The sequence below is a fragment of the Lelliottia jeotgali genome, assembly GCF_977070485.1.
Map to the genome: position 1 here is coordinate 72,397 of NZ_CDRVFO010000014.1, position 15,794 is coordinate 88,190.

A 15,794-nucleotide genomic window follows, 5' to 3' on the forward strand; every position below is an offset into this window, starting at 1 on the left:
CCCCGGAGCACACCATGACAACATCCGTTATCACCAGTGACACCCAAGCCCTGGCCATTGCCGAACAAGTCGCTCAGCAACTGCGGCGCGACAGCGCACTGCGGGACCGTGAACGCCGCCTGCCACACGCAGAGCTGGACCTGTTCAGCCAGTCCGGCCTGTGGGCCATCAGCGTGCCCAAGGCATTCGGCGGCGCCGGTGTTTCCAACGTCACCCTCGCCAGGGTCATCGCCCGCATCGCCCAGGCCGACGCCTCACTTGGGCAGATCCCGCAGAACCACTTCTACGCCCTGGAAGTGCTGCGAGTGAACGGCAGCCCGCACCAACAGCAACGCCTCTACGCCGAAATCCTGGCCGGTCAACGCTTGGGCAACGCCCTGGCAGAGCTGGGCACCAAGACCGCCCATGACCGAACCACCCGCCTGTCCCGCGAAGGCGACGGCTACCGCATCAACGGCCGCAAGTTCTACGCCACGGGGGCCCTTTACGCACAGCGCATACCGACGTCGGTGATCGATGAGCACGGCGTGCAGCAACTGGCCTTCGTCCCGGCCGACAGCCGAGGATTGCAAGTGATCGACGACTGGAGCGGGTTCGGCCAACGCACCACAGGCAGCGGCTCGGTGGTGTTCGACAACGTGCCGGTCCGCGCTGAAGACGTGGTGCCCTTCCAGTCGGCCTTCGAGCGCCCTACCCCGGTCGGCCCGTTGGCGCAGATTCTTCACGCCGCCATCGACACCGGCATCGCCCGCGCCGCCTATGAGGATGCCCTGCACTTCGTGCGCACGCGCAGCCGGCCATGGGTCGATTCCGGCCAAGACAAGGCCAGCGAAGATCCGCTGACGCTCAAGAGCTTCGGCCACCTTGCCATCCGCCTGCACGCCGCCGAGGCCTTGCTCGAGCGCGCCGGCGAATTCCTCGACCGCGCCCAGGCCGACAGCAACGCCGATACCGTCGCCGCTGCCTCCATCGCCGTTGCACAAGCCCGTGCGATCAGCACCGAAATAGCCCTCGCCGCAGGCACTACGTTGTTCGAGCTGGCCGGCAGCCAGGCCACCTTGGCCGAGCACAACCTCGACCGCCACTGGCGCAACGCCCGCGTGCACACCTTGCACGACCCGGTGCGCTGGAAGTACCACGCCATCGGCAACTACTACCTCAACGATGAAAACCCACCGCGTCGGGGGACCATCTGATGGCCAGGCATATCCTGCTCAATGCCTTCAACATGAACTGCATCGGGCATATCAACCACGGCTTGTGGACGCATCCACGGGACACATCGACCCAATACACGTCCATCAGCTACTGGACAGATCTGGCGCGCCTGCTGGAGCGTGGGCTGTTCGACGGTCTGTTCATCGCCGATATCGTCGGCACCTACGACATCTACGGCAAGTCGTTGGACGTGACACTGAAGGAATCGATCCAGTTGCCGGTCAACGACCCGCTGCTGCTGGTGTCGGCCATGGCCGCCGTCACCCACAATCTTGGCTTCGGCCTTACCGCCAACCTTACTTACGAGGCGCCATACCTCTTCGCGCGGCGCCTCTCCACGCTCGATCACCTGAGTAATGGCCGGGTTGGCTGGAATATCGTCACCGGCTACCTCGACAGCGCCGCCCGGGCCATGGGCCTGGATCAGCAGCCGGAACACGACCGCAGGTACGACCAGGCCGATGAGTACCTGCAGGTGCTGTACAAGCTGCTCGAAGGCAGCTGGGCCGACGATGCGGTGGTCGAAGACCGCACACGACGGGTGTATGCCGAGCCCGAAAAAGTGCGCAAGGTCCATCACCACGGCGAGTTCTACAAGGTCGAGGGCTACCACCTGTGCGAACCCTCACCGCAGCGCACCCCGGTATTGTTCCAGGCCGGCAGTTCGCCCCGCGGCCTGGCCTTCGCCGGTAACCACGCTGAATGCGTGTTCATCAGCGGCCAGGACAAAGCCGCCACCCGTGCCCAGGTCGACAAGGTACGCGCCGCGGCGCAGGCTGCCGGCCGCGACCCCCAGGGGGTCAAGGTGTTCATGGGCATTACCGTGATCGTCGCGCCCACTGAGCAGCAGGCCCAGGCCAAGTACGCCGAATACCTGCGCTATGCCAGCCCGGAAGCGGGTGTGGCCCACTTCGCCGCCTCGACCGGTATCGACTTTGCCGCCTATGGGCTGGATGAGCCGATTGGCGCCAGCACGGGCAACGCTATCCAGTCGGCCACCCGCCAGTTGCAGGAAAACACCTGGACCCGCCGCCGCCTGCTGGAACAGCACGCCTTGGGCGGGCGCTACCTGACCTTGGTCGGTGCGCCCGAAGAGGTCGCCGAACAGCTGATCGCCTGGGTCGACGAAACGGGCCTGGACGGCTTCAATCTGACCCGCACCGTCACCCCGGAAAGCTATGAGGACTTCATCGAACTTGTGGTCCCGCAGCTGCAACAGCGCGGCCGCTACAAGACCGCCTACGGCGAAGGCACCCTGCGCGAAAAACTGTTCCAGAGCGATCGCCCACACCTGCCCGCCGACCATCCAGGCTCTACCTATCGCCACACCTTTTTTACCCCTGCCACGACTGGAGTTGCGCATCATGCTTGAGAAACTGTTCCGGCCCGTCGCGGCCATTGCCCTGGCCTTCGGCCTGTGCGCAGGTGCATCCGCTGCCGAACCGCTGAAGATCGGCACCACTTCTGCCTTCGCCATCCCGCTGGAGGCGGCAGTGGAAGAAGCGCACAAGCAGGGTCTGGAGGTGAAACTGATCGAATTCAGTGACTGGATTGCACCCAATGTCAGCCTCAACAGCGGCGACATCGACGTGAACTACTTCCAGCACATCCCCTTCCTGGAAAACGCCAAGGCCGCAGCCGGCTTCAAGCTGGTGCCCTTCGCTCCCGGCATCATCAACAACGTCGGGCTCTATTCAAGGCAATACAAAAGCTTCGCTGAGCTGCCCGAAGGTGCCAGCGTGGCCATCGCCAATGATCCGATCAACAGTGGCCGCGGGCTGCAGTTGCTAGCCAAGGCCGGGCTGATCACGCTCAAATCGGGTGTCGGTTACAAAGCTACCGAGGACGACATCGTCGCCAACCCGAAGAAGCTGAAAATCCTGCAAGTAGAAGCCGTACAGTTGGTACGCGCCTACGACGACGCCGACCTGGTGCAGGGCTACCCGGCCTACATTCGCCTGGCCAACACCTTCGATGCCACCTCGGCGCTGCTGTTCGACGGCTTGGAAAACAAGGAGTACGTGATTCAGTTCGTCATACGCCCACAGAGCAAGGACGATCCGCGCCTGGCCAAGTTCGTCGACATCTACCAGCATTCACCTGTCGTGCGTGCAGCACTGGACAAGGCCCACGGCAACCTCTACCAAGCCGGCTGGGAAGGTTGAAATGAGGCAGGCCAGCGCCCTCAGGGCGCCATCCGTTCAAACCGCGCCGGCACCTGCGCGGGAGCAGGCCCTGCGCCTGGAGGTCAATGACGCGCATGTGCGCTTCATCGGCCTTGGCAAGACTTACCCGGGCCAGCAGCAGCCCGCGTTGCAGGGCATCGACCTGAATATTCGCCGTGGCGAGATCTTCGGCATCATCGGCCGCAGCGGCGCAGGTAAATCGTCACTGTTGCGCACCATCAATCGGCTGGAACAGCCAAGCCAGGGGCGCGTGCTGATTGATCAGGTCGACATTGCTCCGTTCGACGAAGACCGCCTGGTGGCACTGCGCCGCCGTATCGGCATGATCTTTCAGCACTTCAACCTGATGTCGGCCAAGACCGTATGGCAGAACGTCGAGCTGCCGCTGAAGGTGGCCGGCGTGGCCAAGGCCGAACGCCAGCACAAGGTCCGCGCGTTGCTGGAACTGGTGGGCCTGCAGGACAAACATCACGTCTATCCGGCACAACTGTCGGGCGGGCAGAAGCAGCGTGTGGGCATCGCCCGGGCCCTGGTGCATGACCCCGAAATCCTCTTGTGTGACGAGGCCACCTCGGCGCTAGACCCTGAGACCACGGCATCTATCCTCGAACTGCTGCGCGACATCAACCAGCGTCTGGGCCTCACGGTGGTGCTGATCACCCACGAAATGACCGTCATCCGCGACATCTGCCATCGCGTGGTGGTGCTGGAACGCGGCGAAGTCATCGAACAGGGCGACGTCTGGCGGGTATTCGGCACACCCCGCCATGAGGTCACCCGCACCTTGCTCGCGCCCTTGCAGGCCAAGCTGCCTGCAGCCTTGCAGGCAAGCCTGCGAGCCAGCCCGGCAAGTCGCGACGCCGCCGTCGTGCTCAAGCTCACAGTGCATGGCGAGCCGGCGCTGTCCGACCTGTTCAGCGCCCTGGGTGGGCGCGTGCGCCTGCTGCAGGGCGGGGTCGAAACTATCGGCGAGCAAGCCCTTGGGCAACTGATCCTGTCGGTACAAGGCTCCCCGCACGACACCCATCATTTGCTCGAACATGCCCGCCACTGGGCCGAAGATGTGGAGGTATTGGGCCATGTGGTTTGACCGCTTGCTCGAAGGCTTGCTCGACACCCTGCTGATGGTCGGCGTGTCGTCTTTGATCGCCCTGCTGGTGGGCGTGCCAATGGCCGTGCTGCTGGTGACCAGTGATAAAGGCGGCATTTTCGAGGCGCCTCTGCTGAACCGGGTGCTGAGCGCCTTCGTCAACCTGTTCCGTTCAATCCCGTTTCTGATCCTGATGGTCGCACTGATCCCGTTCACCCGCCTGCTGGTCGGCACCACCTATGGTGTGTGGGCCGCCGTGGTGCCGCTGACCATCGCCGCTACGCCGTTCTTCGCACGGATTGCCGAGGTGAGCCTGCGCGAAGTGGACCACGGCCTGGTGGAGGCGGCTCAGGCCATGGGGTGTCGACGTTGGCACATCGTCTGGCATGTATTGCTGCCCGAAGCACTGCCAGGGATCGTCGGCGGTTTCACCATTACCCTGGTGACGCTGATCAACTCCTCCGCCATGGCTGGGGCGATCGGTGCGGGTGGGTTGGGGGATATTGCCTATCGGTATGGGTATCAACGCTTCGACAGCCAGATCATGCTGACGGTGATTGCCATGCTGGTGGCGCTGGTGGCGGTGATTCAGGTGGGTGGGGACCGGTTGGCGAAAGGGTTGAACAAGCGCTGAACCAAGGGCCGCTTCGCGCCCTACTCAGCTCCAACGCAAACCCTCAGCCGGCACGGGCCGCCCGAACCAGTAGCCCTGCCCCAGCTGGCACTGCTGCTCCAGCAGGAACCTGGCCTGCTCAGGCTGCTCGATGCCTTCGGCGTGCACCTGCATGCCCATGCTCCGGGCCAGGGCGATGATCACCCGCACGATCGCGACGTCGTCGTCATCCATCGGCAAGCCGGCGACGAAGCCCTGGTCGATCTTCAGCTTCTGCACCGGCAGGCGCTTTAGCCGCAGCAACGACGAGTAGCCGGTGCCAAAGTCATCGATTGCCAGGTTCAAGCCCAGCTCACGTAACCGGTGCAACTGCTCCAGCGCGACTTCGGGATCTTCCATGACCGCACTCTCGGTCACCTCCACCTCCAGCAGCGAAGGATCCAGACCGGTTTCGTGCAACACCCCGGCCACTTGCCGGTACAGCTCACGCTGGCCGAACAACCGGCTGGAGATGTTCACCGCAACGAACTCGAGCAGGCGCCCGTCAGCCTGCCAACTGACCATCTGGCGGCACGCCTCGCGCAACACCCAGGCATCGATGTCGGCAATCAGCCCGGTACGCTCGGCGATAGGGATGAATTCGCTTGGCGGCACCAAGCCACGTTGCGGGTGTTGCCAACGCACCAGTGCCTCCACCCCGACCATCTTCGAGGTGAACAGGTGGAACACCGGCTGATAGAACACCCGTAGCTCGTCTTGCGCCAGCGCACGGCGCAGCTCGCCTGCCGTTTCCACCCGGTGCTGGGCGTGCGCCGTCAGCTCTTCGGTGTACAGCGCGTAACAGGCGCGGCCATTGTGCTTGGCCTTGAACAGCGCCGAGTCAGCGTTGCGCAGTAGCTGTTCTGCGCTCAATGCATCGCTGGGGAACAGGCTGATGCCAACGCTGACGCTGATGAACAGCCGATGCCCGTCGAAATCGAACGGTTCACGCATGCGTTCGATGAGCGCCTGTGCCAGTTTGCCGGCCTGGCCGACCTGCTGGCAGTTCTCCGCCAGCACACCAAACTCGTCACCACCCAGGCGCGCCAAAGTCACGCCATTGCCCACTACCTCGGCCAAACGCTCGCCTACCAGCTTGAGCAGCTGATCACCGATGGTGTGGCCCAACCCGTCGTTGATGCTCTGAAAATGGTCCAGGTCAAGCAGCAACAAAGCACATCCACGCTTGTTGGCCTGTGCCGACGCCAGTGCCTGCTCGGCCCGGTCGCTGAACAATAGACGGTTGGGCAACCCGGTGAGGGGGTCGTGGTGGGCCAGATAGGCCAATTCCTGCTCGGTATGCTTGATCGCGCTGATGTCGCTGAATACCGCAACATAATGGGTCATCTCGCCGCCATCATCGTGAATGGCACGGATCGTCTGCCATTGCGGGTAGATTTCACCGCTCTTGCGCCGGTTCCATATCTCCCCGCTCCACTCGCCCTTCTCTGCCAGGGTGGCATAAATCTGCTGGTAGAACGGCACGTCGTGCCGGCCCGACTTGAACTTGCTCGGGCGCTGGCCAAGCACTTCATCCTGCTGGTAGCCGGTGATCCGCATGAACGCGCGGTTGACGTGCACGATCAGCCCCTGGCGGTCGGTGACCAGCACGCCCTCCAGGGTGCTGTCGAACACGGCTGCGGCCATACGCAGGCGGGCGCGGTCCTCGCTGCGAAGACGTGCGCCGACACCGATGAAATTGAGCAGACGGGCACGAGTAAAGAAAATCAGCGCCGCACTGGAGAGCACCCAAAGGACAACATTGATCTGCCGCCCTACGGCCAAGGCCAGGGGGTCTTCAGACATGCTGCGCAAAACCACCTCTGACAGCACCAGCCAGAGGATCGAGAGCACCAGATATAGCGCGGCCATGCGCAAGGCGTCGCGAACGGAAACAGACATGTCGGCAACAAAAGTCCATGAAAAATGATGGGGCATTATAGAGGCAGAAACATGCCGTGACGTCCTATCTGAAAGGGTGACTGGTTTTATTTCCCTACCAAGGGATAATCAGCTCTTTCCCTGTGTCTTCGAGGGCTTTTACACCTATGTGGTATTACGGTCTGCTCGACTTGTCGGCCTGGCAACTGGTTGGCGTTACCCTGCTGATGACTCACGTGACCATCATCAGCGTCACCATTTATCTGCACCGCTACTCCGCCCACCGTGCCCTGGAGCTCAATGGCGCGCTCAAGCACTTCTTCCGCTTCTGGCTGTGGCTGACCACGGCGCAGAACACCCGCGAGTGGACAGCAGTGCACCGCAAGCACCACGCCAAGTGCGAAACCCCGGACGACCCGCACAGCCCGGTACACAAAGGCCTGGGCACGGTGCTGCGCAAAGGGGCCGAACTCTATAGGGAAGAGGCACTCAACCCCGAAACCCTGCGCATCTATGGCAAAAACTGCCCGGATGACTGGATCGAGCGCAACCTCTACTCACGCTACAAACATGGCGGTATCGCCGTGATGGCGGTGCTCGACCTGCTGCTGTTCGGCACCATCGGCATCACCATCTGGGCGGTGCAGATGATGTGGATTCCGTTCTGGGCTGCGGGTGTGGTCAACGGCTTGGGCCATGCGGTGGGCTACCGCAACTTCGAATGCCGCGACGCTGCTACCAACCTGGTGCCATGGGGCATCGTCATCGGCGGCGAAGAACTGCACAACAATCACCACACCTACCCCAACTCGGCCAAACTGTCGGTCAAACGCTGGGAGTTCGATGCGGGCTGGGCCTGGATACGCCTGTTGTGCCTGCTGCGCCTGGCCAAAGTACAACGAGTGGCACCTATCGCCCACCGCGTCGAAGGCAAGGCCAACCTGGACATGGACACCACCATGGCCATCCTCAACAACCGCTTCCAGATCATGGCCCAATACCGCAAGCTGGTGATCGGCCCGTTGGTCAAACAGGAACTGGCCAAGGTCGACGCCTCGGTACGCCATCGCTTCCGCCGGGCCAAACGCCTGCTGTCGCGGGAACCCAGCCTGCTCGAAGAGCGCCACCATGTGCGCATCGAGTCCCTGCTTGAGCAGAGCCAGGCACTCAAGACCATCTATGAAAAACGCTTGGCCTTGCAGCAGATCTGGGCCCGCACCAGCGCCAATGGTCACGACATGCTGGCCGCCATGAAAGACTGGGTACACGAAGCAGAGGCCAGTGGCATTCACGCCCTGCACGACTTTGCAGCGCAGCTTAAAACCTACTCCCTGCGCCCGAACGGCGCCTGAGCACCGTTGATCGGCACGCCCCGCAACGGGGCGTGCCCGCTGGAACTTCCCCTCTGCAAAACTACTCAAAGCCGGCACATCGCCCGCGTGGCGGGCCGTTCTTTGGCCGCACGCTTATCCGTCGAGAGCCGCTCCGTGCACATGGCCAAGAACATCCATTCAACGCTGCCCGGCAATTCAGCTCCCGAGGCAGCCCAAACCCTGCTGGCCTTGCTGCATGCCCAAGGCGAAGTGGCTCGCCTGAGCGAACGTGAACAGCTCTACAGCTCGTTGCTCGACAGCGTCAACGCGGTGCTCTGGGCGTTCGACTGGGAAACACGCCAGGTGCTCTACGTCAGCCCCGCCTACGAACGCATCTTCGGCCGCCCCACGAGCCTGGTATTGGCGGACTTCAACGAGTGGCGCGACAGCATCTACCCCGATGACCTGGAATACGCCGAACGTAGCCTGGCCCAGGTGCTGATCAAAGGCGCGGTTGAAGACCGCGAGTACCGCATTCTCAATGCAAACGGCCAGGTGCGCTGGCTCAGTGACAAGTGCTACATCAACCAGCAGCAGGAAGGTGACCGGGTGATAATCGTCGGCATTGCCGAAGACATCACCGACAAGAAGCAGCTGGAAGGCGAGCTGCATCGCTTGGCCACCACGGACGTGCTGACCCAGAGCAGCAACCGCCGGCACTTTTTCGAATGTGCAGGCCAAGCCTTCGACAGTGCACGCGAAGACGGCACACCATTGGCATTCCTGCTGCTGGACATCGATGACTTCAAGCAGATTAACGACAGCTACGGCCATCAGGAAGGCGATCAGGTGCTGCAACGCATTGCCGACAGCGGCAAGGCAGTGCTGCGCCGCGGTGACCTGTTCGGGCGTATTGGTGGCGAGGAATTTGCCGCGGTGTTCCCCGGCTGCAATGCACAGGTTGCCGAGCAGATTGCCGAGCGCCTGCAGCGCGAGATTCAGCGGCTGAGCTTCAGCCATGGCGAGCAGGTGTATGGAGTGACGGTAAGCCAGGGGCTGACCGGGCTCACGGCCGAGGATGACTCACTGGACAGCCTCTTCGCTAGGGCTGATGCGGCAATGTACCGGGCCAAGCGGCAGGGCAAGAATCAGATAGTGCGGGGCTGAGCCATGGGGTGGGCACAGCGGCCCCAAAAAACTCAGGTCGGCACCTCTTCTTCCGGCACAGGCGGCTCTTCATCCTGCGGCTTTACCCCAGGGTCCTGCACCTTGCGCAACCGGCTCAACTGCGCCAACCCAACCTTGAGCAAGCGCGCGGTCTTGTTGTCGGCCACCTTCTCCAGCCCCTGGTCCGCCGGCAGTCTTGCCAGTTGCCCTGCCAGGTTCATGGCCAGGATCTCCCGCGAATACACGCCACCGCCCAACTGATAGATTGCCGCGATCAGCTCACGCAGGCCCAGCGGCAAGCGCCAACGGGTTCGCAGTGCCGAGCCGAATGCTGCACCGAAGTCGCGCAGTGACGCCTGCACCAAGCCATCATGCAGTTCACCACCGGCCAGCCGCCATTCCTGCAGGCAGCGCAGCACCGCAAGGTCACCCAGGCAGTGCAACAGCCCGGCGCAGTAACAAAGCTCTTCGTCGAGCTCGAGCATGCGCGCCAGCGAACGAGCGTATTCGGCGGTATGCAGCGACAGGTTCCAGAAATGCGCCGCCTGCTGCGCCAGCAGCGGGTCGCTAAGGCGGGCGCTGCGCTTGAGGGCAAGGCCAAGAATCAGGTTCATGCTCTGCGTGCTGCCAAGCTTGTTCAGCGCCTGCAGCAAGGTCTGCACCGGCGCGTCCCGGTGCAGCGCAGCACTGTTGGCCGCAGCGATCAGTACGGCAGTAACCTGCGGATCGTTGCGCACTTCCTCTTCAAGCACCTTGAGGTCCAGCCCCTGCGGGTTCAGCGCGCGCTTGATCGCCACCTGCACATCAGCAAACAGTGGCCCGCCATCGGCGGTGGCGCGGCGCTGCTCAAGGAAGGCCGGCAGGCTCGCCCCTGGCTGCAACGGTGGCACCGGGCAGGCGATCTGCTCACCCACTTCAAGCAGCAGCTCTTCCAGGCGCTTGCGCAGGTTGTCCATGTTCAGTGGCTTGCTCAGGTAAGCCGTGGGGTGCAGCGGCAGCGCCTCACGCACGCTGGCACTGTCACTGCGGTTACTCATGAGAATGAACGGCAACCCCGGCCCCTTGGCGCGCACCTTGCGCAGCAGGTCCAGGCCATCGACACCTGCCAGCTCACGGGCGGCGATGATCAGATCAGGCTTGCTGGCCAATGCCGTAAGCGCCTGTGAGCCATCGGCGCACACCTGCAGCCGGGCATCACAGCGCACGCTGAGCAGCATCTCACGCAGCATGTCGCGCACCCAGGGATCGCCCTCGGCAATCAGTACGCAAGGTGGGGTGGGGTCTGCAGCGTTCATGGCCAACTCCTGAATATCCCTGACACGCAATCCGTTGCAGCTTCCAAAGCAAATCCTGCCACAACCATAGCGCCAAGGGCCTTTAATAGGCACAAAAAAAACCCGCCTAAGCGGGTTTTTTCATGAAGCGTGTCACATCAGGCCAGTTCAGCGAAGCACTCTTCGATGATGGCCAGGCCCTTGTCGAGCAGCTCATCTTCGGCGGTCAGCGGAACCAGGATACGCAGAACGTTGCCGTAGGTGCCGCAAGACAGCAGGATCAGGCCCTTGTCACGGGCTTTGGCAACCACTTGGGCGACCGCAGCGGCGTTCGGGGTGTGGGTGCCTTTTTCGAAGACTTCCACAGCGATCATCGAGCCCAGACCACGGACGTCGCCAATGATCGGGTGCTTTTCCTGGATCTTGCGCAGGCCAGCGGTCAGGTGCTCACCTACTGCCTTGCTGCGGTCCAGCAGCTTCTCTTCTTCGAACACCTGGATGACGGCCAGAGCCGCAGCACAGGCGATCGGCGAACCGGCGTAAGTACCGCCCAGGCCGCCCGGAGCGATGGCGTCCATGATCTCGGCCTTGCCGCAAACACCGGCCAGCGGGAAGCCGCCAGCAATGGATTTGGCGAAGGTGGTCAGGTCCGGCGCAACACCCATCTGTTCCATGGCGAAGAAGGTGCCGGTACGGCCCGCACCAGTCTGTACTTCGTCGGCGATCAGCAGAATGCCGTGCTGGTCGCACAGGGCGCGCAGGCGCTTCATCAGCTCTTTAGGCGCTGGCAGGAAACCGCCTTCACCCTGTACCGGCTCGAGGATGATCGCGGCGATGTCGCGCGGCTCGGCGTCGTTCTTGAAGATACGCTCGACCGAAGCGATGGCGTCGTCAACGCTGACACCGTGCAGTTCGCTCGGGAACAGGGCGCGGAAGATGCCGCCCGGCATCAGGCCCATGCCTGCGGAGTACGGCACAACCTTGCCGGTCAGGCCCAGGGTCATCATGGTACGGCCGTGGTAGCCGCCGGTGAAAGCAATCACGCCAGCACGGCCAGTGGCAGCACGGGCGATTTTCACGGCGTTCTCAACGGCTTCGGAGCCGGTGGAAACCAGCAGGGTCTTCTTGTCGAAGTCACCTGGAACCAGCTTGTTGATTTTCTCGCACAGCTCTACGTAAGGCTCGTAAGCCAGTACCTGGAAGCAGGTGTGGCTGACTTTGGTCAGCTGCTCTTGAACAGCGGCAACCACTTTGGGGTGCAGGTGGCCGGTGTTCAGAACTGCGATGCCGCCGGCGAAGTCGATCAGTTCGCGGCCTTCAACGTCGATCACGGTCGAGTTCTTCGCGCTTTCGACGAAGATCGGGTGAATCTGGCCTACGCCACGTGGGACGGCGGCTACACGACGTTGCATCAAGGATTCGTTGGTCTTGCTCATAATGCCCTCATTTGCGCCGATCAGCGGCGCTTTTATTCGGGGGTGGCTGGGAGTGCTCGCGAACAGTATTCGTTGATCGACTGCCGTGAACGCCCTGGCCACCAGGTACTGCGATGTCAAAAAAGCCAGCGAGACGTCGCTCTCGCGCCCCGCTGGCAGAGGTAAAGCCTTCAGCGCATCAGACGCTGATGCACAGGTACTTGATTTCGAGGTAGTCCTCGATGCCGTACTTGGAACCTTCACGGCCCAGGCCCGAAGCTTTGATACCACCAAACGGCGCGACTTCGTTGGAGATCAGGCCGGTGTTGATACCCACCATGCCGTATTCCAGCGCCTCGGCAACACGGAACACACGGCTCATGTCGCGGGCATAGAAGTACGAGGCCAGGCCGAACTCGGTGTCGTTGGACATGGCGATGACTTCAGCCTCGTCCTTGAAGCGGAACAGCGGCGCCAGCGGGCCGAAGGTCTCTTCCTTGGCGACGGCAGCCGTCTTCGGCACGTCGACCAGGATGGTCGGCTCGAAGAAGTTGCCTTCGATCAGCTTGCCACCGGACAGCACCTTGGCACCTTTGGAGACGGCGTCCTCGATGTGTTCCTGAACCTTGGCGACGGCCTTGCCGTCGATCAGCGGGCCAGTGGTGGTGCCGTCTTCCAGGCCGTTACCGATCTTCAGTTCGGCAACAGCGGCTTTGAGCTTCTCGGCGAAGGCATCGTAGACGCCGTCCTGCACATAGATACGGTTGGCGCAAACGCAAGTCTGGCCGTTGTTGCGGTACTTGGAGATGATCGCGCCTTCTACCGCCTTATCCAGGTCGGCATCGTCGAACACGATGAATGGGGCGTTGCCACCCAGCTCCAGGGAAACCTTCTTGATGTCCTTGGCACATTCTTCCATCAACTGGCGACCGATTTCGGTCGAGCCGGTGAAGGACAGTTTGCGCACCAGGGAGTTGCCGGTCAGCTCGCCGCCAACTTCGCCAGCGCTGCCGGTCACCACGCTCAGCACGCCAGCCGGGATGCCGGCACGGGTAGCCAGCTCGACCAGGGCCAGGGCAGAGTACGGGGTTTGCGAAGCAGGCTTGAGCACCATGGTGCAGCCAGCGGCCAGGGCCGGGCCGGCTTTACGGGTGATCATCGCCGCCGGGAAGTTCCACGGCGTGATGGCCGCGGTAACGCCGATCGGCTGCTTGATGACGATCAGGCGCTTGTCAGGCTGGTGGCCCGGGATAGTATCACCGTAGACGCGCTTGGCTTCTTCGGCGAACCACTCGATGAACGAGGCTGCGTAGGCGATTTCGCCCTTGGCTTCGGCCAGTGGCTTGCCTTGTTCGGTGGTCATCAGGCGAGCCAGGTCGTCCTGGTTCTCGATCATCAGTTCGAACCAGCGACGCAGCTTGTTCGAGCGCTCTTTGGCGGTCAGTGCACGCCAGGCCGGCAGGGCCTTGTCGGCAGCTTCGATGGCGCGGCGGGTTTCCGCAGTACCCATCTTCGGCACGGTACCGATGACTTCACCTGTGGCCGGGTTGGTCACATTGATGGTCTGGCCGCTGTCCGCATCCAGCCATTCACCGTTGATGAAGGCTTGCTGGCGGAACAACTGAGCGTCTTTGAGCTGCATGTCGGCTTCCCGAATTGTTGATTGTTGAAAAGCGCCCAAGGCAGGGCATCGAGCGTTTGAAATCTCAAACGAATGCTAAGCGGCTGCTGGGGTATAGGACAATAGGCTGTTCGAAAAAAAGAACGAATGGTTGCACAGGCCAGTGATGCTTCTGGATGAGTGGTTCAGCAACCGGCCTTGCCGCCGCCAAAGCCAGTACAGGTTAGACGAATGAACTGAAGGAAATGTGAAGGGAGGACCGACGGCCCTCCCGGCGGGAATTATCAGAAGGCCTTGGCCAGGTCGATCACCAGTGCGCGGTACCCGACGCTACCCGGCTGACGGCTATGCACCTTCAGCTCCACCAGTACCTCCTGGCTCCCGCGGCGCACCTCATTTAGCACCGTGGTGGTGAGCTTCTCGGGGGTGAGGAAATCAACCGATGCCGAGTAGATGAACTGGGTATCGGTTTCAGGACGGTAAGCGACCACCGACGTCACGGGACTGTACCACTCGTCGCCGCGCTCCTTGCCGTACTCCCAGACCTGTTCGACCGTGCCCTTGGCCTCGTCGATTCTGTACTCCACCGCACGGCTGTAGTTGCCGGTAAGCTTGGTCGGCGCAAAATCACGCCCCCAGCCATTGTCGAAGACAGTCAGCGTGCCTTTGCCGGTCAGCCAGGCAGTGTGCTGGGTCCACGACCAATCGAAGCCCTCACTGGCGACAGGCTTGAGTACTTTATCCTGCAGCCGCTGCGGCCAGCCCTGCGGCGAAGCCAGAATCCACTTCACCTCCTTGTCACGGCCGATTTTCACCACGCCCTGATGGCGCGCTGAAACGATGATGCTGTCGTCATCGGCATCGTAGTCGATGGCATTGACGTGCGCCCAGTTGCGTCCTGTGCCCACCCCAGGGGTGTCACCGAACGGAAGGTCCCCTTCGGCGAGTTCATTGGCCAGGCGGTCGTCCTGCTTCTGTACCCCTTCCGGCAGTTGAATGGCGGCCTTGCCCAAGGTCTCCAGCAGGTCGCCACGGTAAGGGTCGAGAATCTGGTTCAGGTCCCAGAACTCCAGAACATCCCCGGCTTCGTTGACCTCGATGATGTGGTCTCGGATCGAGCGCACCCGTTTGCCATCAGGCCGGCGGTAGTCGCTGGTACCGACGCGCAGCAGGTAGGTACCGTTAGTCGTTTCGCGGATTTCGTGGGAGAAGTCGGCGAACTTGTCCGGCAGGCTACGCTGCCAGATGCGCCGGCCCAGCAGGTCGTACTTGGAGTAGGTCTGGCCTTGGCCCCAAATCAGCTTGCCGTCCCGGGTCTGCTGGAAGCCCATGGTGCCACCCAGGCCGTCGCGGCGGTTGGAATCATGGATCTGTTCTATGTCCAGATACCAACGCACATCGCCGTTGCTGTCGGCGATCCAGTTGTTGCCAACCTGGTCCCACTCGGCGGCACCACCCAGGCCATTCCACTTGAAGGCGCGACCACCGGGAATGTCGCCGAGCAAGTGGTTGAACAGGTAAAGACGGTTTGCAAAGCCCGGGGCAACTTTGACTGGCTCGACTTCCGGCAATGCGGCGGTCTGCTTGGCCACCACCGGCAGGCGCACTGCCGGGGCGTAGATCTGGTAGCGCTCACGAATGCGCTCACCGTCGAGCTTGTATGTTACTTCCACCTGGTTCACATGATCCGGGTACAACCCGAACACCGGGATGCCCCCGTAAGTCCACAGCGAACGGTCGGAAACCTCATAGGCGATATCCACACCACGTTCACCGCGGCCCAGCACGCGAACATGGGCAGCGGTCAGGGTGCGCCCGCCATCGCGGACGATCGCGGTCAGCGGCGCCAGGCGATACGGGTTGACCACCACATCGCCGAGCAGCGCTTCATCACGCTGCGGCACCTGGGCAGTCAGGCAGGCGCCCTCGGGCAGTGCGGGGGTTTCGGTCTTGGCGTTCATGGCAAAGCTCCTTGTG

The 15,794-nt window shown here is 62.3% G+C and carries 12 protein-coding genes; 7 read left to right on the plus strand and 5 right to left on the minus strand.

What is annotated here, in order from left to right; translation table 11 throughout:
• Positions 1 to 14 precede the first annotated feature (14 nt).
• From ACW4TB_RS20030 to ACW4TB_RS20050, 5 genes are read left to right on the plus strand one after another with little or no spacing between them, the layout of a single operon-like run.
• On the plus strand, positions 15 to 1,196 hold the full coding sequence (locus ACW4TB_RS20030; RefSeq protein WP_279933354.1) for an SfnB family sulfur acquisition oxidoreductase: 1,182 nt from the start codon (positions 15 to 17) through the stop codon (positions 1,194 to 1,196).
• The gene (locus ACW4TB_RS20035) at positions 1,196 to 2,590 is read left to right on the plus strand and encodes an LLM class flavin-dependent oxidoreductase (protein WP_279933352.1); all 1,395 of its coding nucleotides are present in this window, start codon (positions 1,196 to 1,198) and stop codon (positions 2,588 to 2,590) included. The genes ACW4TB_RS20030 and ACW4TB_RS20035 overlap by 1 nt, the downstream gene beginning before the upstream one ends.
• Positions 2,583 to 3,383, plus strand: a complete 801-nt coding sequence (locus ACW4TB_RS20040; RefSeq protein WP_254466803.1) for a MetQ/NlpA family ABC transporter substrate-binding protein — start codon at positions 2,583 to 2,585, stop codon at positions 3,381 to 3,383. Before ACW4TB_RS20035 ends, ACW4TB_RS20040 begins: the two co-directional genes overlap by 8 nt.
• 1 nt (position 3,384) lies before the next feature.
• Positions 3,385 to 4,494: a methionine ABC transporter ATP-binding protein gene (locus ACW4TB_RS20045; RefSeq protein ID WP_279933349.1), complete on the plus strand. Its 1,110-nt coding sequence runs from the start codon at positions 3,385 to 3,387 to the stop codon at positions 4,492 to 4,494.
• On the plus strand, positions 4,484 to 5,128 hold the full coding sequence (locus tag ACW4TB_RS20050) for a methionine ABC transporter permease (protein WP_012316749.1): 645 nt from the start codon (positions 4,484 to 4,486) through the stop codon (positions 5,126 to 5,128). The genes ACW4TB_RS20045 and ACW4TB_RS20050 overlap by 11 nt, the downstream gene beginning before the upstream one ends.
• A gap of 24 nt (positions 5,129 to 5,152) precedes the next feature.
• On the opposite strand, the gene dibA is transcribed toward ACW4TB_RS20050, so the two are convergent.
• A complete protein-coding gene (gene dibA, locus ACW4TB_RS20055) occupies positions 5,153 to 7,048 on the minus strand; it encodes a phosphodiesterase DibA (protein ID WP_012316750.1) in 1,896 nt (631 codons plus the stop codon).
• 146 nt (positions 7,049 to 7,194) lie between these two features.
• Here dibA and desA point away from each other — a divergent pair, with 146 nt between their 5' ends.
• Both desA and ACW4TB_RS20065 read left to right on the plus strand, forming a co-directional pair.
• Entirely contained in the window at positions 7,195 to 8,379 is a 1,185-nt protein-coding gene (desA, locus tag ACW4TB_RS20060) for a delta-9 fatty acid desaturase DesA (protein ID WP_279933345.1), read from the plus strand.
• Between the two features lie 141 nt (positions 8,380 to 8,520).
• Positions 8,521 to 9,507, plus strand: coding sequence for a GGDEF domain-containing protein (locus tag ACW4TB_RS20065; protein WP_012316752.1), 987 nt, complete (start codon positions 8,521 to 8,523; stop codon positions 9,505 to 9,507).
• 32 nt (positions 9,508 to 9,539) lie between these two features.
• On the opposite strand, the gene ACW4TB_RS20070 is transcribed toward ACW4TB_RS20065, so the two are convergent.
• The 4 genes from ACW4TB_RS20070 to ACW4TB_RS20085 form a co-directional block, all read right to left on the minus strand.
• Positions 9,540 to 10,802: a response regulator gene (locus ACW4TB_RS20070; protein WP_012316753.1), complete on the minus strand. Its 1,263-nt coding sequence runs from the start codon at positions 10,800 to 10,802 to the stop codon at positions 9,540 to 9,542.
• 137 nt (positions 10,803 to 10,939) lie between these two features.
• Entirely contained in the window at positions 10,940 to 12,217 is a 1,278-nt protein-coding gene (gabT, locus tag ACW4TB_RS20075) for a 4-aminobutyrate--2-oxoglutarate transaminase (protein WP_012316754.1), read from the minus strand.
• Between the two features lie 178 nt (positions 12,218 to 12,395).
• A complete protein-coding gene (gene gabD / locus ACW4TB_RS20080) occupies positions 12,396 to 13,838 on the minus strand; it encodes an NADP-dependent succinate-semialdehyde dehydrogenase (protein ID WP_279933342.1) in 1,443 nt (480 codons plus the stop codon).
• A gap of 263 nt (positions 13,839 to 14,101) precedes the next feature.
• Complete coding sequence (locus tag ACW4TB_RS20085; RefSeq protein WP_279933340.1) at positions 14,102 to 15,778, minus strand: aryl-sulfate sulfotransferase; 1,677 nt, start codon at positions 15,776 to 15,778, stop codon at positions 14,102 to 14,104.
• Between the last annotated feature and the right edge of the window lie 16 nt (positions 15,779 to 15,794).